The sequence below is a fragment of the Syntrophaceae bacterium genome, from assembly GCA_013177825.1.
In the GTDB taxonomy this organism is placed as follows: domain Bacteria; phylum Desulfobacterota; class Syntrophia; order Syntrophales; family PHBD01; genus PHBD01.
Map to the genome: position 1 here is coordinate 167016 of JABLXX010000008.1, position 14392 is coordinate 181407.

The 14392-nt window shown below is 62.4% G+C and carries 10 protein-coding genes; all 10 read right to left on the minus strand.

Annotation, left to right across the window (positions count from 1 at the left end):
- Positions 1-18 precede the first annotated feature (18 nt).
- Positions 19-819 carry a CoA-transferase subunit beta gene (locus HPY65_15875; protein ID NPU85955.1) on the minus strand — a complete coding sequence of 267 codons (801 nt, stop codon included), beginning with the start codon at positions 817-819 and terminating at the stop codon, positions 19-21.
- Between the two features lie 40 nt (positions 820-859).
- The gene (locus HPY65_15880; GenBank protein ID NPU85956.1) at positions 860-1795 is read right to left on the minus strand and encodes a CoA transferase subunit A; all 936 of its coding nucleotides are present in this window, start codon (positions 1793-1795) and stop codon (positions 860-862) included.
- Between the two features lie 34 nt (positions 1796-1829).
- Entirely contained in the window at positions 1830-4211 is a 2382-nt protein-coding gene (locus HPY65_15885; GenBank protein ID NPU85957.1) for a formate C-acetyltransferase/glycerol dehydratase family glycyl radical enzyme, read from the minus strand.
- 71 nt (positions 4212-4282) lie between these two features.
- A complete protein-coding gene (locus HPY65_15890) occupies positions 4283-5731 on the minus strand; it encodes an aldehyde dehydrogenase family protein (protein NPU85958.1) in 1449 nt (482 codons plus the stop codon).
- A 16-nt stretch (positions 5732-5747) separates the two neighbouring features.
- Positions 5748-6587, minus strand: a complete 840-nt coding sequence (locus HPY65_15895; protein ID NPU85959.1) for an SDR family NAD(P)-dependent oxidoreductase — start codon at positions 6585-6587, stop codon at positions 5748-5750.
- 78 nt (positions 6588-6665) lie between these two features.
- The gene (locus HPY65_15900) at positions 6666-7652 is read right to left on the minus strand and encodes an NAD-dependent epimerase/dehydratase family protein (GenBank protein NPU85960.1); all 987 of its coding nucleotides are present in this window, start codon (positions 7650-7652) and stop codon (positions 6666-6668) included.
- Positions 7653-7694: 42 nt separating this feature from the next.
- On the minus strand, positions 7695-8228 hold the full coding sequence (locus HPY65_15905; GenBank protein NPU85961.1) for a PadR family transcriptional regulator: 534 nt from the start codon (positions 8226-8228) through the stop codon (positions 7695-7697).
- 280 nt (positions 8229-8508) lie between these two features.
- Entirely contained in the window at positions 8509-11448 is a 2940-nt protein-coding gene (locus HPY65_15910) for a PAS domain S-box protein (protein ID NPU85962.1), read from the minus strand.
- A 266-nt stretch (positions 11449-11714) separates the two neighbouring features.
- Positions 11715-12164 carry a DUF4442 domain-containing protein gene (locus tag HPY65_15915; protein ID NPU85963.1) on the minus strand — a complete coding sequence of 150 codons (450 nt, stop codon included), beginning with the start codon at positions 12162-12164 and terminating at the stop codon, positions 11715-11717.
- 76 nt (positions 12165-12240) lie between these two features.
- A complete protein-coding gene (locus tag HPY65_15920; protein ID NPU85964.1) occupies positions 12241-14172 on the minus strand; it encodes an FAD-dependent oxidoreductase in 1932 nt (643 codons plus the stop codon).
- Positions 14173-14392: the final 220 nt, after the last annotated feature.

Genomic DNA, 14392 nt, shown 5'->3' on the forward strand with positions numbered 1-14392 from the left:
CCCTTTTCAACGGCCGTCCTATACGTAGCCTTTTGATTCATAAATCTTTATCATCCGGTGCGGATCGAGAACCTCCCGGATGACCTGCAGTTCCTCCGCCCGGGGGGGCTCCGTCTCGTGGACGTCGTCGGCCACCTTCAGGTCCCAGCCTGTCAGGCTCCGGATCTCGTCGATCGTGCACCCCGGATGGAAGCTTGCCAGGTAGGCCTCCTTCGTTTCCGGGTCGAAGCGGAGGACCGCCTTATTGGTGATGATCACGTGGGGCCCCGTGCCGGCCGGCAGATTCCACTTCTCCCGGGCCCCGGCGCCGTCGATGTATCCGGGCGTGGTGACGAAATCGACGCGGGCCGGAAGCCGCCGGGGATCGTGCTGGGCGATGATGAGGACGCGCCTCGCCATGGCTCCGATGGGATTGGCACCCCCGCTTCCCGGCAACCGGCTTTTGGGCTGATCGTAAGGTCCGATACAGGTCGTGTTGATGTTTCCGAAGCGGTCCACCTGGGAGCCAGAGAGGAACCCCACGTCGATCCAGCCCCCCTGCAGGAACATCCCCATGATGTCGACGAGCCCGCCGATCATGGCGGCTCCGGGATTGAGGCAGGCATCGCCGACGGACAGGGCCGGCCGGCGGGGCCGGGCGTCGTAGACCCCCGACTCCTGCATCATGACCGCCCGGGGGGCGTGGGTATGCTTGGCGATGTTGGCCGACATGGTGGGGAATCCAGTGCCGACGACGACGACGTCGCCGTCCCGGATCTCCCGCGCCCCGCAGCAGGCCATGAGTTCCGGCTTGATGTAGTCGTTGGGATGGTCTGTCATCACCGTTCCTCCTCGCGTCCCCTTTCCGATTTGGCAGACTTCAGTACTCGTAGCTGACCGGATAGCCGAAATCGAACCGGGCCTGCAGGCTCCGGAACCGGGCGTAGCCGAACCGGTCGATGAAGTGCTGGATATAGGCCGCGCGGTCGGGAAGGTCGTACACCCATTCCTTGAGAAAGGCCTCGAACCCCTCCACCGTGCCGGAGGCCTCCTTGTAGAGGTAGCCGAAGCCCAGATCGAGGTCGTAGAAGCCCGGCGTGTATCCCGGGTGCGAGGCGAAGGGCTCCTCCACCACGGCGGCAACCTTGAAATCCGGCACGATGGTCCGGGAGGGGTCCTTCCCTATGGTCTCCCGGCTGACAATCCGCTCACAGGAGACGATCACCTTCTTCGATGCATTGGCGCCGTACTTACAGTCCCCGCCGATCCCCCACATCTGGGCGTTCCCGCCCTCGTCGGCCTGCTGGACGTGGATGATCCCGACATCGGGATTCAGGGCCGGGACGAGCAGGACGGGCCTGCCGTCGAAGGGCGATTCGATCCGTTTATACTTGTTCTCTCCCATGAATCCCCGGATGTTCAGCAAGTCCGTCCCCAGCAGGTCTTTCACGGGGACAAAGGGCATGCCCATCGCGCCGGCCATCAGCATCATCGGAAGCGAGAGGTTCGTATACTCCTCCACCTCGATCCTGTGCGGGATGCCCTTTTCCAGGGATCGCCGGTAGCAGCGGGCGAGACCGTAGAGGCCGAGAGAGATGAAGGTTGAGATAAAGCGCTTCACGACGCCGGCGCCGATCATCATGTCGAAATCGTCGGCGGCGTTCCCCCGGGTGATCGTCAGTCCCGATTTCCGCTGCCGGATGATTTCGTGGACGGCGGAAAACGGCGTCCGGCAGATGTAGCCGCCGATGTAGACGAAATCGCCGTCCTGGACGTGGGCCGCAACGGCCTCCTTCATGGTCATGACCTTGCTCACGGCATGCCTCCCGGCTTCCTTTCCCGCATCCCCGCTATACGGCGTATTCCATCCGCTGGATGATCTCGTTCTGCGCCGTGTCGCTCAGATCCACAAACGTCACGGAATAGCCGCTCATCCGGATGACCAGGTCCCGGTACTGCTCGGGATGGGCCTGGGCATCCTTGAGGACATCGGTATCGATCATGTTGAACTGTACCTGGACACCGCCCTTCCGGAAATACCCCCGGACCAGCGCCGCGAGGATCGCCGGGTCCAGGCGCTTCCCGGAGAAGCGCATGTTCAGGTTGACGCCGTTCGTCGCCATCGTGAGGGGCAGCTTCGCCACGGAATTCATGACCGCCGTAGGTCCCCGGAGAGCCCGGCCGTTGGAGGGCGTGATCCCGTTGCCCAGAATGTCGCCGGCGCTTCGGCCGTCAGGGGTGGCACCCGTAAAGGACCCGAAGGCCAGATGGAATCCCACGGAAAAGACCCCCGGCCAGAAGGCCCCGCCCCGGAAGTTCCGGTGCGGCTCGAGGCGCTCGCAGAAGTGGGCCATGACCTTCGCGGCCATGGCGTCGGCTTCATCGTCGTCGTTGCCGTACTTTGGCATCTTTTCCAGGAAGAACAGCCGTTTGTTCTCCACGTCCTGCCAGTCGTCGGAGAGCCAGCCGGCAAGCTCTCCGATGGTGCAGCGCCGGTCCTCGAAGACGGCCTTCTTCACCGCGGTGAAGCTGTCGGCGATGTTGGAGAAGCCCATGAGCTGCACACCCGTGGCGTTGTAGACGGCTCCTCCCCGGGTGAGGTCCAGACCCTTCTCCAGGGGGCCGTCGATCATCGCCGAGGCGAAGGGCGAGGGAACCAGCTCCGCGACGGCCTGGTCGAGAACGGCCATGCCCCGCACCACCTGCCCGATGAAATGCCCGACCTGTCGGTCGTAGGCGTTCCAGACGTCGTCGAAGGAGGCGAAGGATGCGGGATCTCCCGTCTCGAGACCGGAGAGGTAGCCGAAGATGTTGTCGATGCCGTTGGAGAGGGCGAACTCCAGGCACTTGATGCCGTTGAACTGGACGGCGAAGGTGGAGCAGAAGGACTTTCCCTGGGCGCTGGGCTCGAGGCACCCCACAACCCCGTAGTCCCGGGCATCCTCCAGCGTATGCCCCGCCCGGACGAGGGCCGGAACGATCGCTTCGTCGTTGAAGAAATGGAGCGGAACGGCGTCTTTTGCATAGCCGGCGGCCTGCAGGACGAAGGCCTCGGGTGATCCGCTGCAGAGCCGGACGCCGAAGTTGGGCTGCACCGTCCGGATATCGGCGAAGGCGTCCAGGCCGATCATGCTGAGGGCGTTCGTCGCGTCCTCTCCCCGGGCGTCCATCCCGCCGACGGTGACGTTCTGGGTCGTCTTGCCCTCCGTACCCTCGCCCCCGGGAATGAAGGCCTCTTCCAGGACGTTCCAGATCTCGTTGGTCTTGATGAAGAGCAGGGCCAGGAGCTCCCGGGCCTGCTCCGGCGTGATCCGGCCGGCGGCGACATCCGCCTCGTAATACGGAAACAGGATCTGGTCGATCCGGCCGAGGGAAATGGAGTTCCCCCCCGACTCGATCTGCGAGATCAGGTGGATGAAATATACGCCCTGGATGGCCTCGCGGAAGGTCCGGGCCGGATGTTCCGGGACCCGCTCGCAGACGCGGGCGATCTCCAGCAACTCCGCCCGCCGTACCGGTGTGGCCTCCCGGTCTGCCAGATCGCGGGCCAGAGCAGCATAACGGTTGGCAAAGGCGACCGCTGCCTTCAGGGACAGAATCACGGCTTCATAAAAGATCCCTTTCTCCCCTTCCCGCTCCGCCTTTGTCAGCGCACCATGACGACGGCCGGCGTCTGCGATTGCTCCCGCCAGCCCCTGCCGTAGGATCCGGGGGTGGTTCATGGTGAAATGGCCGATGCCGTAAGTAATCTCCAGCATCATGGTGAAGATGTATTTGTCCATATCGGTAGCCACATCTTCCGGAAGGAGGGCCTCGAAGCGCTCCTCCGCCGTCCGGCCCTCCCAGAAGGGCAGGATGTCGTCCCGCAGTTCCCGCTTCTCCTCCTCCGTGATGAGGGCTCGCTGGAGGACGCGCCGGTCGAAGTTTTCCAGGTCTCCGGCGATCCAGCGGCTCTTGTTTTCCGGGAACAGGGGCGCCCCTTTGAGCTTCGATGTCCGGCTGCCCACGATGAGTTCGCCCTCGCGGATGACGACGTCGATGTTCTCAAGCACATGCTCAAAAGCGAGGGACATGCGGGTCAGGGGATGCCGGTCCCAATGGCGGGCCATCGCCTCCGTCAGGTAGCGGGCACGCTGAATGCACACCTCCTGGGGGGCACGGACGATTTTCTCCCGCAGACGGCCGACGCGCGTCTCCGGTACGGCATACAATGGAACGGCCTGGGCTTTCATGCGACCCTCCTCGAGGCCCTCGCCTCTAAAATATCCCGGTTCGTCGTCCGATTCAAAGGCTGACGTCCCTTTCATACGGGGTTGTGACCGATCAAGGCCTTGATTTCCAGATACTCCTCCAAGCCGTACTTGCTTCGCTCCCGGCCGATTCCGGACTGCTTGTAGCCTCCGGCGGGGGCGTCGATGTCGAAATCGGCGCCGTTGACGAACACCTGGCCGCTCCGTATCTTCTTCGCCGCCTGCCTGGCCCTGTCGAGATCCCCTGACCACACCGATCCGGAGAGTCCGTAGAGGCTGTCGTTGGCGATCTCGATGGCCTCCTCTTCACTGCCATAGGGAAGGATGCACAGTACCGGCCCGAAGATCTCCTCCCGGGCAATGGTCATGTCGGAGCGGACATCGGCGAAGACGGTGGGCCTGACGAAGAATCCCTTCGGCAGATGGTCCGGCTGTTCCGTCCCGCCCGTCACCAGGGTGGCGCCCTCGCGGATTCCCGCTTCGATGCAGGCGCGAACGGAGTGGAGCTGCTGCGGATCGATCATCGGTCCCAGGTGGACACCATCCGTGAAGGCATCGCCCATCACCATCGACTCCGCCGCTTCCCGAGCGAGCGCGGCGACCTCCTCCTGCCTTTCCGCGGGAACGATCATCCGGGAAAGAGCGGTGCAGGTCTGGCCCGAATTGAGGTAGCACTGGTGTACGCCCTTGCGGACCGCGACGGGGAAATCCGCATCCTTCAGGAGGACATTGGGGGACTTTCCGCCCAGCTCCAGGGTCACCCGCTTGATCGTCTGCGCCGCCGCCCGGGCCACCAGGATTCCGGACTGGGTGGAGCCGGTGAGGGACACCATGTCGATTTCCGGATGGGAGGCAATGGCCTGCCCTACCCGGGAGCCGGCCCCGGAGACGAGGTTGAATACCCCCGGGGGGAGCCCGGCCTCCTCCAGGATCTCGGCGAGAAGGAAGGCATTCAGTGGAGCGAGCTGGCTGGGCTTGAGGACCATCGTACAGCCGGCGGCAAGGGCGGGGGCGACCTTGCCGATGATCTGGTGCAGGGGGTAATTCCAGGGCGTGATGAATCCGCAGACCCCGATGGCCTCCTTCACGATCCGGGTCCGGCCCATGTCGTATTCAAAGGGATAGTTTTCCAGGATGGGAACGAAGCTGTTCAGCGTGGCAATGGGCAGGCCCGCCTGGATCATCCGTGACCAGGGGGCCGGCATCCCCATTTCCGCGGCGATGGTGTCTCCGATCTCGTTCTGCCGGGCCGCCATGGCCTGCGAAATCTTCTTCAACAGCGCCACGCGCATCGGAACAGGCGTCCGGGACCAGGCAGGAAAGGACTCCCGGGCGGCCTGAACGGCCCGATCGATGTCCTCTTCGTTGCCCATGGCCACCGTCGAGATCGTCTCTTCGCTGCAGGGGTTGATGACGGGGACGGTCTCCGTCCCGGCGGGCGCCATCCACCGCCCGTTGATATAGAGATTGAGCCGCTCCTTCACGTTCGCTTCGGACTGCATGACAGGCCCCCTTTCCTCATTTGATGTCCATGTGGTTCAGCAGGATCGCGTCACGCACCCCGACGGGCAGAATCCTGTTCAGGAAGAGGAAAACGGTGCTCATGAAATCCACCTGGTTGTGGAATGCCGGCCTGTCTTCGCGAAGGATGCGGGCGATCTTTTCGGCTGCCTGGATCGGGGTCGGCGCCGTCTTGATCAGGACGTTGTCGCGGGAAATGAAGCGCCGGGCCCGCTCCCGGTAGGGCGATCCCTCCGGTGGAAGTTTGTGGATCTTGGCGGCAAACGTCGTCGAGACCTGGGCAGGCTCGATCAGGGCCACCCGGATGCCGAAAGGTTCGACCTCGTAGCGCAGGGACATGACCATTCCCTCGATGGCGAACTTGCTGGCGGAATAGATCGACTCGAAGGGAAACGGGATCTGGCCGACCAGGGAGGACATGGCGATCAGCTTGCCGCCTCCCTGCTTGCGCAGGGCGGGCAGGAAGGCCTGGAAGATGGCTGCAGCGCCGATGACGTTGATCTCCAGGCACTTAAGAGCCGCCTCCAGATCGACCTCCTCGAAGGGACCGAAGAAGCCGATCCCGACGTTGGAAAGGACGGTATCAACCCGGCCGTATTTTGCCAGCACCTCGTCCCGAAAGCGGTGAATCCCCTGGCGGTCGGTGATGTTGAGGGGGACGAGGTAATGCGGCCTGGCGGCAGGCCCGGAGATTTCGTCCAGTTCTTTCTGAAGCGTGTCGATGCCCTCCGCGGACATGTCAAATCCGGCAACCGTATCTCCGGCCTTCGCCAGGATCCTTGCCACTTCCCGCCCCATCCCGTCCGCCAGCCCGGTAATGACGACCACCTGTCCCATGTTCCCCCTCCTTTATCCGTTCACGCCTTGTTTCGTTTCGCAAACGTTCCCATGCCGTCCCATGCTACGGGGCGGATATCAGCCACCCGCCGGCATCCGGCAGGTCTTCATCTGTTCCATGGAGGCTCTGAAATCGGGGTAAATCAGCCGGTAGCCGGTTGATTTGAGCTTGGTGTTGTCCACGATGTAGTCTTCGTAGAGATACCGGACGGCGTCGTATTCCAGGTCGGGGATACGGCCCCGGCGCGCAGACAGGCGGCCGTCGATGAGGGCCACGATTTTGAGCAGCCCCAGGGGCAGATGGAGGGAAGGAGGTTTTGTTCCGAACGTTTCCGCGGCCAGGACCAGGGCCTCCTCAACCGTCGGGTTGGTGTCCTCCGCGATGTTGTAGGCCTGGCCGATCGCCTCGTCCCGTTCAGACAGGTGTTCCACCGCGGCCGCCACGTCCTCGGCCCGGATGTTGGAGAGACGCTGCCGGCCGTGACCGGGAATGGCCGCGATCGAGGAGGGACGGGAAAAGGCCTTGCCCGCCCCGTCGGTACAGCGGGGACCGTAAACTGTGCACGGCCTCGTGATGACGGCGGGCAGCCCTTCCCCGATGCGGCGCCAGACGACGTCCTCTCCGTCTCTCTTGCTCCGGCCGTAATCATCCTGCGGAGCCCGCGGGCCTTCCTCGCGGAAGGGGACGCCCCGGTACGGTCCGTAGACACTGGTGGAACCCACGTGGATGTAACGTTTCACGCCGGCTTTCAGGGCCAGATCCGTCAGGCGTTCCACGCCGGCAACATTGGTTGGATATAGTCTTTCGTAAGGGGTGGAAAAATTGCAGATTGCGCCCAGGTGGAAGACCCGGTCCACGCCGCCGGCGAAGAGCGGTGGCAGGGTTTCCGGCCGGGTCAGGTCGGCGGGGACGTATTCGACGCCCAGGCGATCGAAAAAGGAGACGTCCTTGCGCGGACGCGCCGACGCACGGACTCGCACCCCCCTGGAAGCGAGGTGCTCGACAAGATGGCTGCCCATGAATCCGGCGGCCCCGGTAACAAGCGTGATCCCCGTGTACGCCATGGTCCCTCCTCCGCTGGCGCGGGAACGACGGTCTCCTCCCGCTTATGCCTCCATGCGCTCCAGGATTTCCTGCCGCGCCCTTCTCAGCCACTTCACATACATGGTGTTGAATTCCTCGCCGAGTTCGGCGACGAGGCGCACGTACTCTCCCTGCTCCTGCCACCGTTCGAGCAGCTGCCGGCGGCGCTGCAGCTGGTCCTCGTAAATCCGGAGCTGGTTGTCGATGATGGACAGGGCCCGTTCCCTGTTCCCGAAGCCGAAGAAGATGAACCGCATGAGAAACGGATCGCGGAGAAACATCCGCGAGTCCTCGTCTTTTTCCAGCCACCGGCCGAATTCGTTGCGCCCCGCGTCCGTGATGGCATAGAGCTTTCGATGGGGACCGCCTTTTTCCGAGGGTGAGATGTCGGCCAGGGTGATCTGGCCTTCCTCAACCAGGGACCGGAGATTCGGATAGATCTGGCCGTAGTTGATTGTCCACATGTGGCCGAAATGGCGCTCGATGTGGTGCTTGATCTCGTAGCCGTGCATATTGCGGTAGTGAAGAAGTCCCAGGATGGCGTAGCGTACGGACATGGGCGTTACCGTAAAGGATCGTCCGTTGTGATCGGCCGGAATCGCGACTGCGAACCGGCATGCCGACGCTGCAGCGGGGAAGGCTGCGAACTGGAATGTTTCGATTTGTATGGCAGGAAGGATATATATTAATTTTATATAGGTCAAGGCGAATTTTTCGCCGGGGAAAGCGCACAACGGGGAAAAACCGAAAATTGCTTGGGAAACAGGATGTCAGGCCGGGCGTCCTCTTCGGCCCCGGCAGCGGCTCATCCGGCGGCATGCCGCCCCCGTTTTATGCTTAACGGCCTGCCTTTCTGGATAACTCTTCCCGGATCGCCAGACCGATGCGCTCCAGTGTATAGGGTTTCCGGACATAACCGCCGGCTCCCGATTCCTGGGCTTTCCGAACCCGGTCCGTCTCCGAGAATCCGCTGATGATGACCGCTCTCTGACGCGGATTGATCTTCAGAATGCGCCGGTAGGTTTCCAGGCCGTCGATTCCCGGGTCCATGATCATGTCCAGGAGCAGCAGGTCGGCCGGGCGTTCCCGGATGTATTCCACCGCCGCTTCTCCGCTGGAGACGGCCTCGACTCTGTAATTGAGCTGGCTCAGCATGCTGACGGCCAGGTTCCTTTGTCCCTCCACATCGTCCACGACAAGGATCGTCTCTCCCCGGCCCTGGTATTGATCGAGTTGCGCCTTCATCTGCTTCCCCTTCAACGCTTCCCGGGTTACCGGGAAATACAGCGTGAAGACGCTCCCCTGTCCCTCGGCGCTCCGGACGTCGATGTAGCCGGCATGATCCTTCACCGTCCCCCAGACAACGGCCAGTCCCAGGCCCGTCCCGCTCCTTCCCATGACCTTTTTCGTATAGAAGGGTTCGAAGATCTTGCCCAGGTCCGTGGAGGAGATCCCGCGGCCCGTATCGGACACGGACAGGACGGCGTAGTCTCCTTCCTTCATCTCGTCGTACCCCCGGACCGAACAATCGAGATAGCGGTTCTTCGTCCGGATGGTCACCTCCCCGTCGCCGGAGATGGATTCGACCGCATTGGAAACCAGGTTCATCAATGTCTTTGTCAGGTGAACCGGAGAACCCTTTACGTTCAGGAGACCGTCCTCGAGCTCCGTCCGGATGGTCACACCTGTGTGATGGTTCTTCAGTTTTTCAAGCTCCGGGCTCCTCAGATAATCAGCGACAACCCCGTTCAGGTCCAGGACCTCCGAGATGGTTACACCCCTCCTGGCCAGGGTCAGCAGATCCTGAATGATCGCGGCTCCCCTTTCGCCTGAATTCAGGATGTTCTCCGCATATCGCCTCAGCGGGCTTTCCTCCGGCAATTTTCCCAGCAGCAGTTCCGAATACCCCACCAGCACGCCCAGCACGTTGTTCAAGTCGTGGGCCACGCCGCCGGCAAGCGTTCCCAGGGCTTCCATCTTTTCGGCCCGGTTGAGCCGCTCTTCCAGCCTTTTTCGCTCCGTATTGTCCCGGATGCACTCGATGGCGGCAATGACCTCGCCCCGTGAATCGCGGAGAACGGATGCTGTCGCCGACAGGTGTTTGTTCCCGGGCGGCAGGGCGGGCGTGAAGGATTCGCCGAACAGGATGTCCCCTGCCCTCTGGATTGAAGTGTACTTCCCTTCGATCTCCGAATCGGGACGAAGGGCCAGATCGATCAGGATGGGCCTCCTGTCGCCGTAAAAGGGAATGGAATATTCATTGCCGCCCTTCCCCAGCATCTCCTCCTTCGGCAGTCCCGTCATGACCTCGATGGCCCGATTCCAGGCGATGATCTTGCCTTCCCGGTCGATGACCAGCGTGGCATCCGGCAGAAATTCGATGATGTCCGACAGCCTGCGCTGCGATTCCCGCAACTCGTTTTCGGCCCTTTTTCGCTCGGTGATGTCGCGCCAGGTCGTAAGAAGAAGCTTCTTGCCCTTCACCGACACGGCCGTCAGCATGACATCCAGGTGGACCTCCCCGCCGTCGAGCTTCCTTCGGACCCACTCGAAGCGATGGGAACCCTTCCAGTTGGCGAGTTCGATCATTCGCATCGCCTTCTCGGAAGACAGCGCACCGTCGGGCTGCCGCTCCGGAGAAATTTCGGCAGGCGTCAGCCGCAGGAGAAGAGACTTGTCGGGACACCCGGCGATCCTGAGGGCCGCTTCGTTGCACTCGATGTATCGGTCACCCAGCATGAACAGGTTTGCATCGTCCGATTTTTCAAACAGGAGCCGGAAAAGTTCCTCGCTTTCCCTGAGCTTCTGCTCCGCCAGCAGCCTGGCAATGGCCGACCCGATCTGGCTGGCGATGGCCTCCAGGGCCTTCCTTCCGAATTCCGATATGGTGTCAAATACATGGGATGCAACGTTCAGATTTCCGATGATCCTGTCCAGGTGGCGGATTGGAAAGATACCGACGGACCGGATCCCTTCGGCAGTCAGGTCGTCTCCGTTGAAAAGGGACAGCAGGTCGGCGGCATCAAAGTACAAAGTTCTGCCGTCGAGCACAATCCGCGTCCCTGCAGACGATCCGGCGTATTGTCGGACCCTCTCGGCAAACGTGTCCGATACTCCCTGTACATGGACCAGATTCAAAGCACGCGAATCGTCATCGAGCAGGTATATGCCCCCGGAATCACATTCCGTAGCCCGGATGCAGGCCCCCAGGCAGAATTCCGCGGCCTCATGGACGGAGGTTGCCTTCGTGAGGGCAAAGGCCAGTTCGCTCTGGATGTTCAGCAGCCGGTCCGACTGCTTGCGGCCGGTGATGTCCTGGATCACCGCGACGATATAATCGACGGCGCCGTCTTCTCCCCGGATCGGCATCGCCGAAGCCTGGATGTCCACCTGGGAGCCGTCCTTCCGGATGAACTGCATTTCGGTGATTCCTGCCCGGATTGTACGGTCGAGCACGGCACGGGTGCTGAAACGGCCCTCCGGGAGAGAGTCTCCCGGCATGAGGTCCCGCCAGCTTATATTCTGGAGTTCTTCCCGGCTGTACTGGAGGATGCGGCAGACTTCGTCGCTGATTTCGACCCAGTTGCCGTCAGGACCGACGATCGCCGTGCCGAGCTGTGGCAGGTTGAAAAAATGCCGGTATCGTTCCCGGCGGGCTTGCGATTCTCTCATCCGGCCCTGATCGCTCATCCCCGTCGCTTCCAGTTCCTCGATGCACTTTTCCGCAGCCTCCAGCGCCTCCAGGAGCTGTGTCCTGGTCATGCTTCGCTTATCCATGTCGTCCACCGGGAAGATTGATCTGGTTACGGACTGTAACCGGCTTGCTGCCGTGCGAGCATATGGAGAAGGGGGATGCCTGTCAACATATCTTTACGAATCGGGAAAGTATGGGTGCTTACATGTTTTTTTTATCGGACAAATGTCTGCGACCCCGGCGATTCGGATACAGCAAGGATTGCCGGCAGGATGGAGAATGTGGATCGGCTGAAAAAAGGGGGGCCGGCGGCCCCCCATCATGATTCGACGGAACCTGAATTCTCTTCCTATGCCTTTCGGATCTGAAAACTCCCTCGGGCCATGCAACAGACGGTTCCGTTCTCGTCTTTCAATTCGAACTCTTTTACGAAATCCGCCTTCCCGACGCTGTCCGCCATCTTCTTCAGCTCCTCGATCTCGCTCTCGGTGAACGTCGCCTCGATGGTCATGTCGCTCATGGCAGGACGCCTGTAGACGATCGACGCCTCCTTCAGGATGGGGATATATTTTTTCAGGTCAAAACAGGAACTGAAGAGAACGCCCCCCGTGTAATCCGCCAGCGAGAAGAGCGATCCGGCATAGACCATGCCGACGTGGTTGATGTTCGGCTCCTTCGGCAGCCGGACTTTCACGGCTCCCGGATCGAACTGCTCGATCTTCACCCCCATCTTGCCGACAATCTTGATGATGTTCTCCAGGGCGGCTACGGTTTCCTTCTTCGACTCGCTGATGGCCATCGGTTCCTCCTTTTCGGGGATTTGGACTCCTGCACGTTTTCCTTCTTCCGGCTTTCCGGTCAGCCGGGACTCGGGTTCAGGCCTTCAGGCCGGCGGCCAGCCCCTCCTGCATGGCCTCCTTGATCATGCGAGGCCGGACGCAGTCGCCTACGACGATGACTTCCGGGGCTTTGCCCTGAAATGCCTCAACCGCCTTCGGGTCGACCCGGAGGCCTGCGGCGAGAACGACCCAGTCCGCCTCGATGAATTCAGGGGTCCCCTGCCGGTTGACCTTCACGCCCCGGTCGGTGATCTCCTCCACGGTCGTCCGGTTCTCCAGGCGGATGCCCAGCATCTTCAGCATCCCCAGGAAAAACGGCCGATAGCTGGCCGAGACCGTCGGCGCCAGACGGTCCAGCATCTCCAGGACGGTGACGCTCGCAATGTCCTTGGCTTTCGCCATTAGAAACTCCGCCGTCTCGCATCCCACGAGGCCTCCGCCCAGGACGACAACCTTCCCCCGGACGGTCTTCTTCCCTGTCAGGACGTCCTCCGCGGAGACCACGCTGTCCGAACGGATGCCCGGGATGTCCGGGACAATGGGCACGGCACCGACCGCCACGACCAGGACATCGGGCTTCTCGCGCTCGACGGTCGCGACGTCCAGGACGGTCCCCAGGCGGATCTCGACGCCGGCCTTGCGGGCCCGCACGGCCAGGCTCTCTGCCAGGTTCCGGATGTCCTCCTTGTAGGGCGGCAGGCACCCTACCCGGAGCCAGCCTCCCGGCTCGTTTTCCTTCTCGAAGAGCGTGACCCTGTGCCCCCGTTCGGCGGCGATGAGGGCCGCCTCCAGCCCCGCGGGACCGCCGCCGGCAACGAAGACTTTCCCGGGCTTGTCCGCCGCCGCGGGAACGAAATCAAGCTCGCGGCCCGCAAAGGGGTTGACCGTGCAGGAGACCGAGGCGGGACCGTGGGGGTCCTTGTAGATGACCAGGATGTCGGAGAGGCAGTTTCCACAGGCCAGGCAGGGAACGATCTCCCCGACTCGCCCTTCCCTCGCCTTGTTCGGGAGGTGCGGATCCGCAATGAGGGCCCGGCCCACACCGACGAAGTCCGCCTTCCCCTCCGCCAGGATCCGCTCGGCCGTGACCGGGTCGTTGATCCGGTTCGCGGCGATGACGGGGATGCCGACGGCGCCCTTGATCGCCCCGGCGAGGTCCGCAAAGCCGCCCTTGGGGACGAAGGGGGCCACGGTCGGCACCCGCGACTCATGCCAGCCGGTGTACGTGTTGATGAAGCTCACGCCTGCTTCTTCGAGAGCCCGGGCCACGCCCTTCGATATCTCGATCGTGTGTCCCCCGGGCATCTGCTCCTCCACATTGAGGCGCACGCCCAGCGGGAAGTCATCCCCCGCCTCCTTCCGGATGGATGCGACGATCTCCAGGAGGATCCGCATCCGGTTTTCCAGGCTTCCGCCGTACTCGTCCTCCCGCTGGTTCGTGGTGGGCGAGAGGAAGCGGTTCAGGAGGTAGCCGCCGCCCACGATGAACTCGACAGCGTCGAATCCCCCCTCGCGGGCCCGGCGGGCCGACGTTCCGTATTCCCTGACGATGTGGTGAATCTCGTCCACTGTGAGAGCCCGGGGAGTCTGCCGCAGCATCTGGTTCAGCACGGGGGAGGGACCGACCAGCTCGGCCGGCCTGTCCCCGAAGGACACATGATAGGAAACGATGAGCTGGCAGGCGCTTTTTGCCCCTTCCTTTCGGAGGACATCCGTGAGCCGCCGGATTCCCGGCAGGTACCGGTCGTCGTACACGGCCGGAACAAGAAACGTCCCGACGTCGAGAGGCGAAAAGGGGATCATGATCAGCCCGGCGCCCCCCTTTGCCCGCTCGCCGAAATAGGCGATGAAGCGGTCGCCGACGGTGCCGTCGGCCTCGGAATAACCCATGGTCATGGGCAGCATGACGATCCGATTCCTGGTTTCCAGGTTTCCGATGCGTCCGGGTGCAAACAGATGCGAAAACATATCCTGCTCCTTTCGTGAAAGCCCCCCCTGAGGGACGGTCTCCCGGCCCGTCAGCCGGTCATCAAAAGCGGAATGACCGTTGCGGGGCTTCCTTTGAACTGGTTCTTCCTTCCCATGCAATGCCCCGCAAATCCGGTGCCAACCGGCTTGCTATCGGTATCGCGTATGATATCGATGGTGTACGGAAAGACGGGGTGTCTGTTCCCCGCTTTTCATTGGA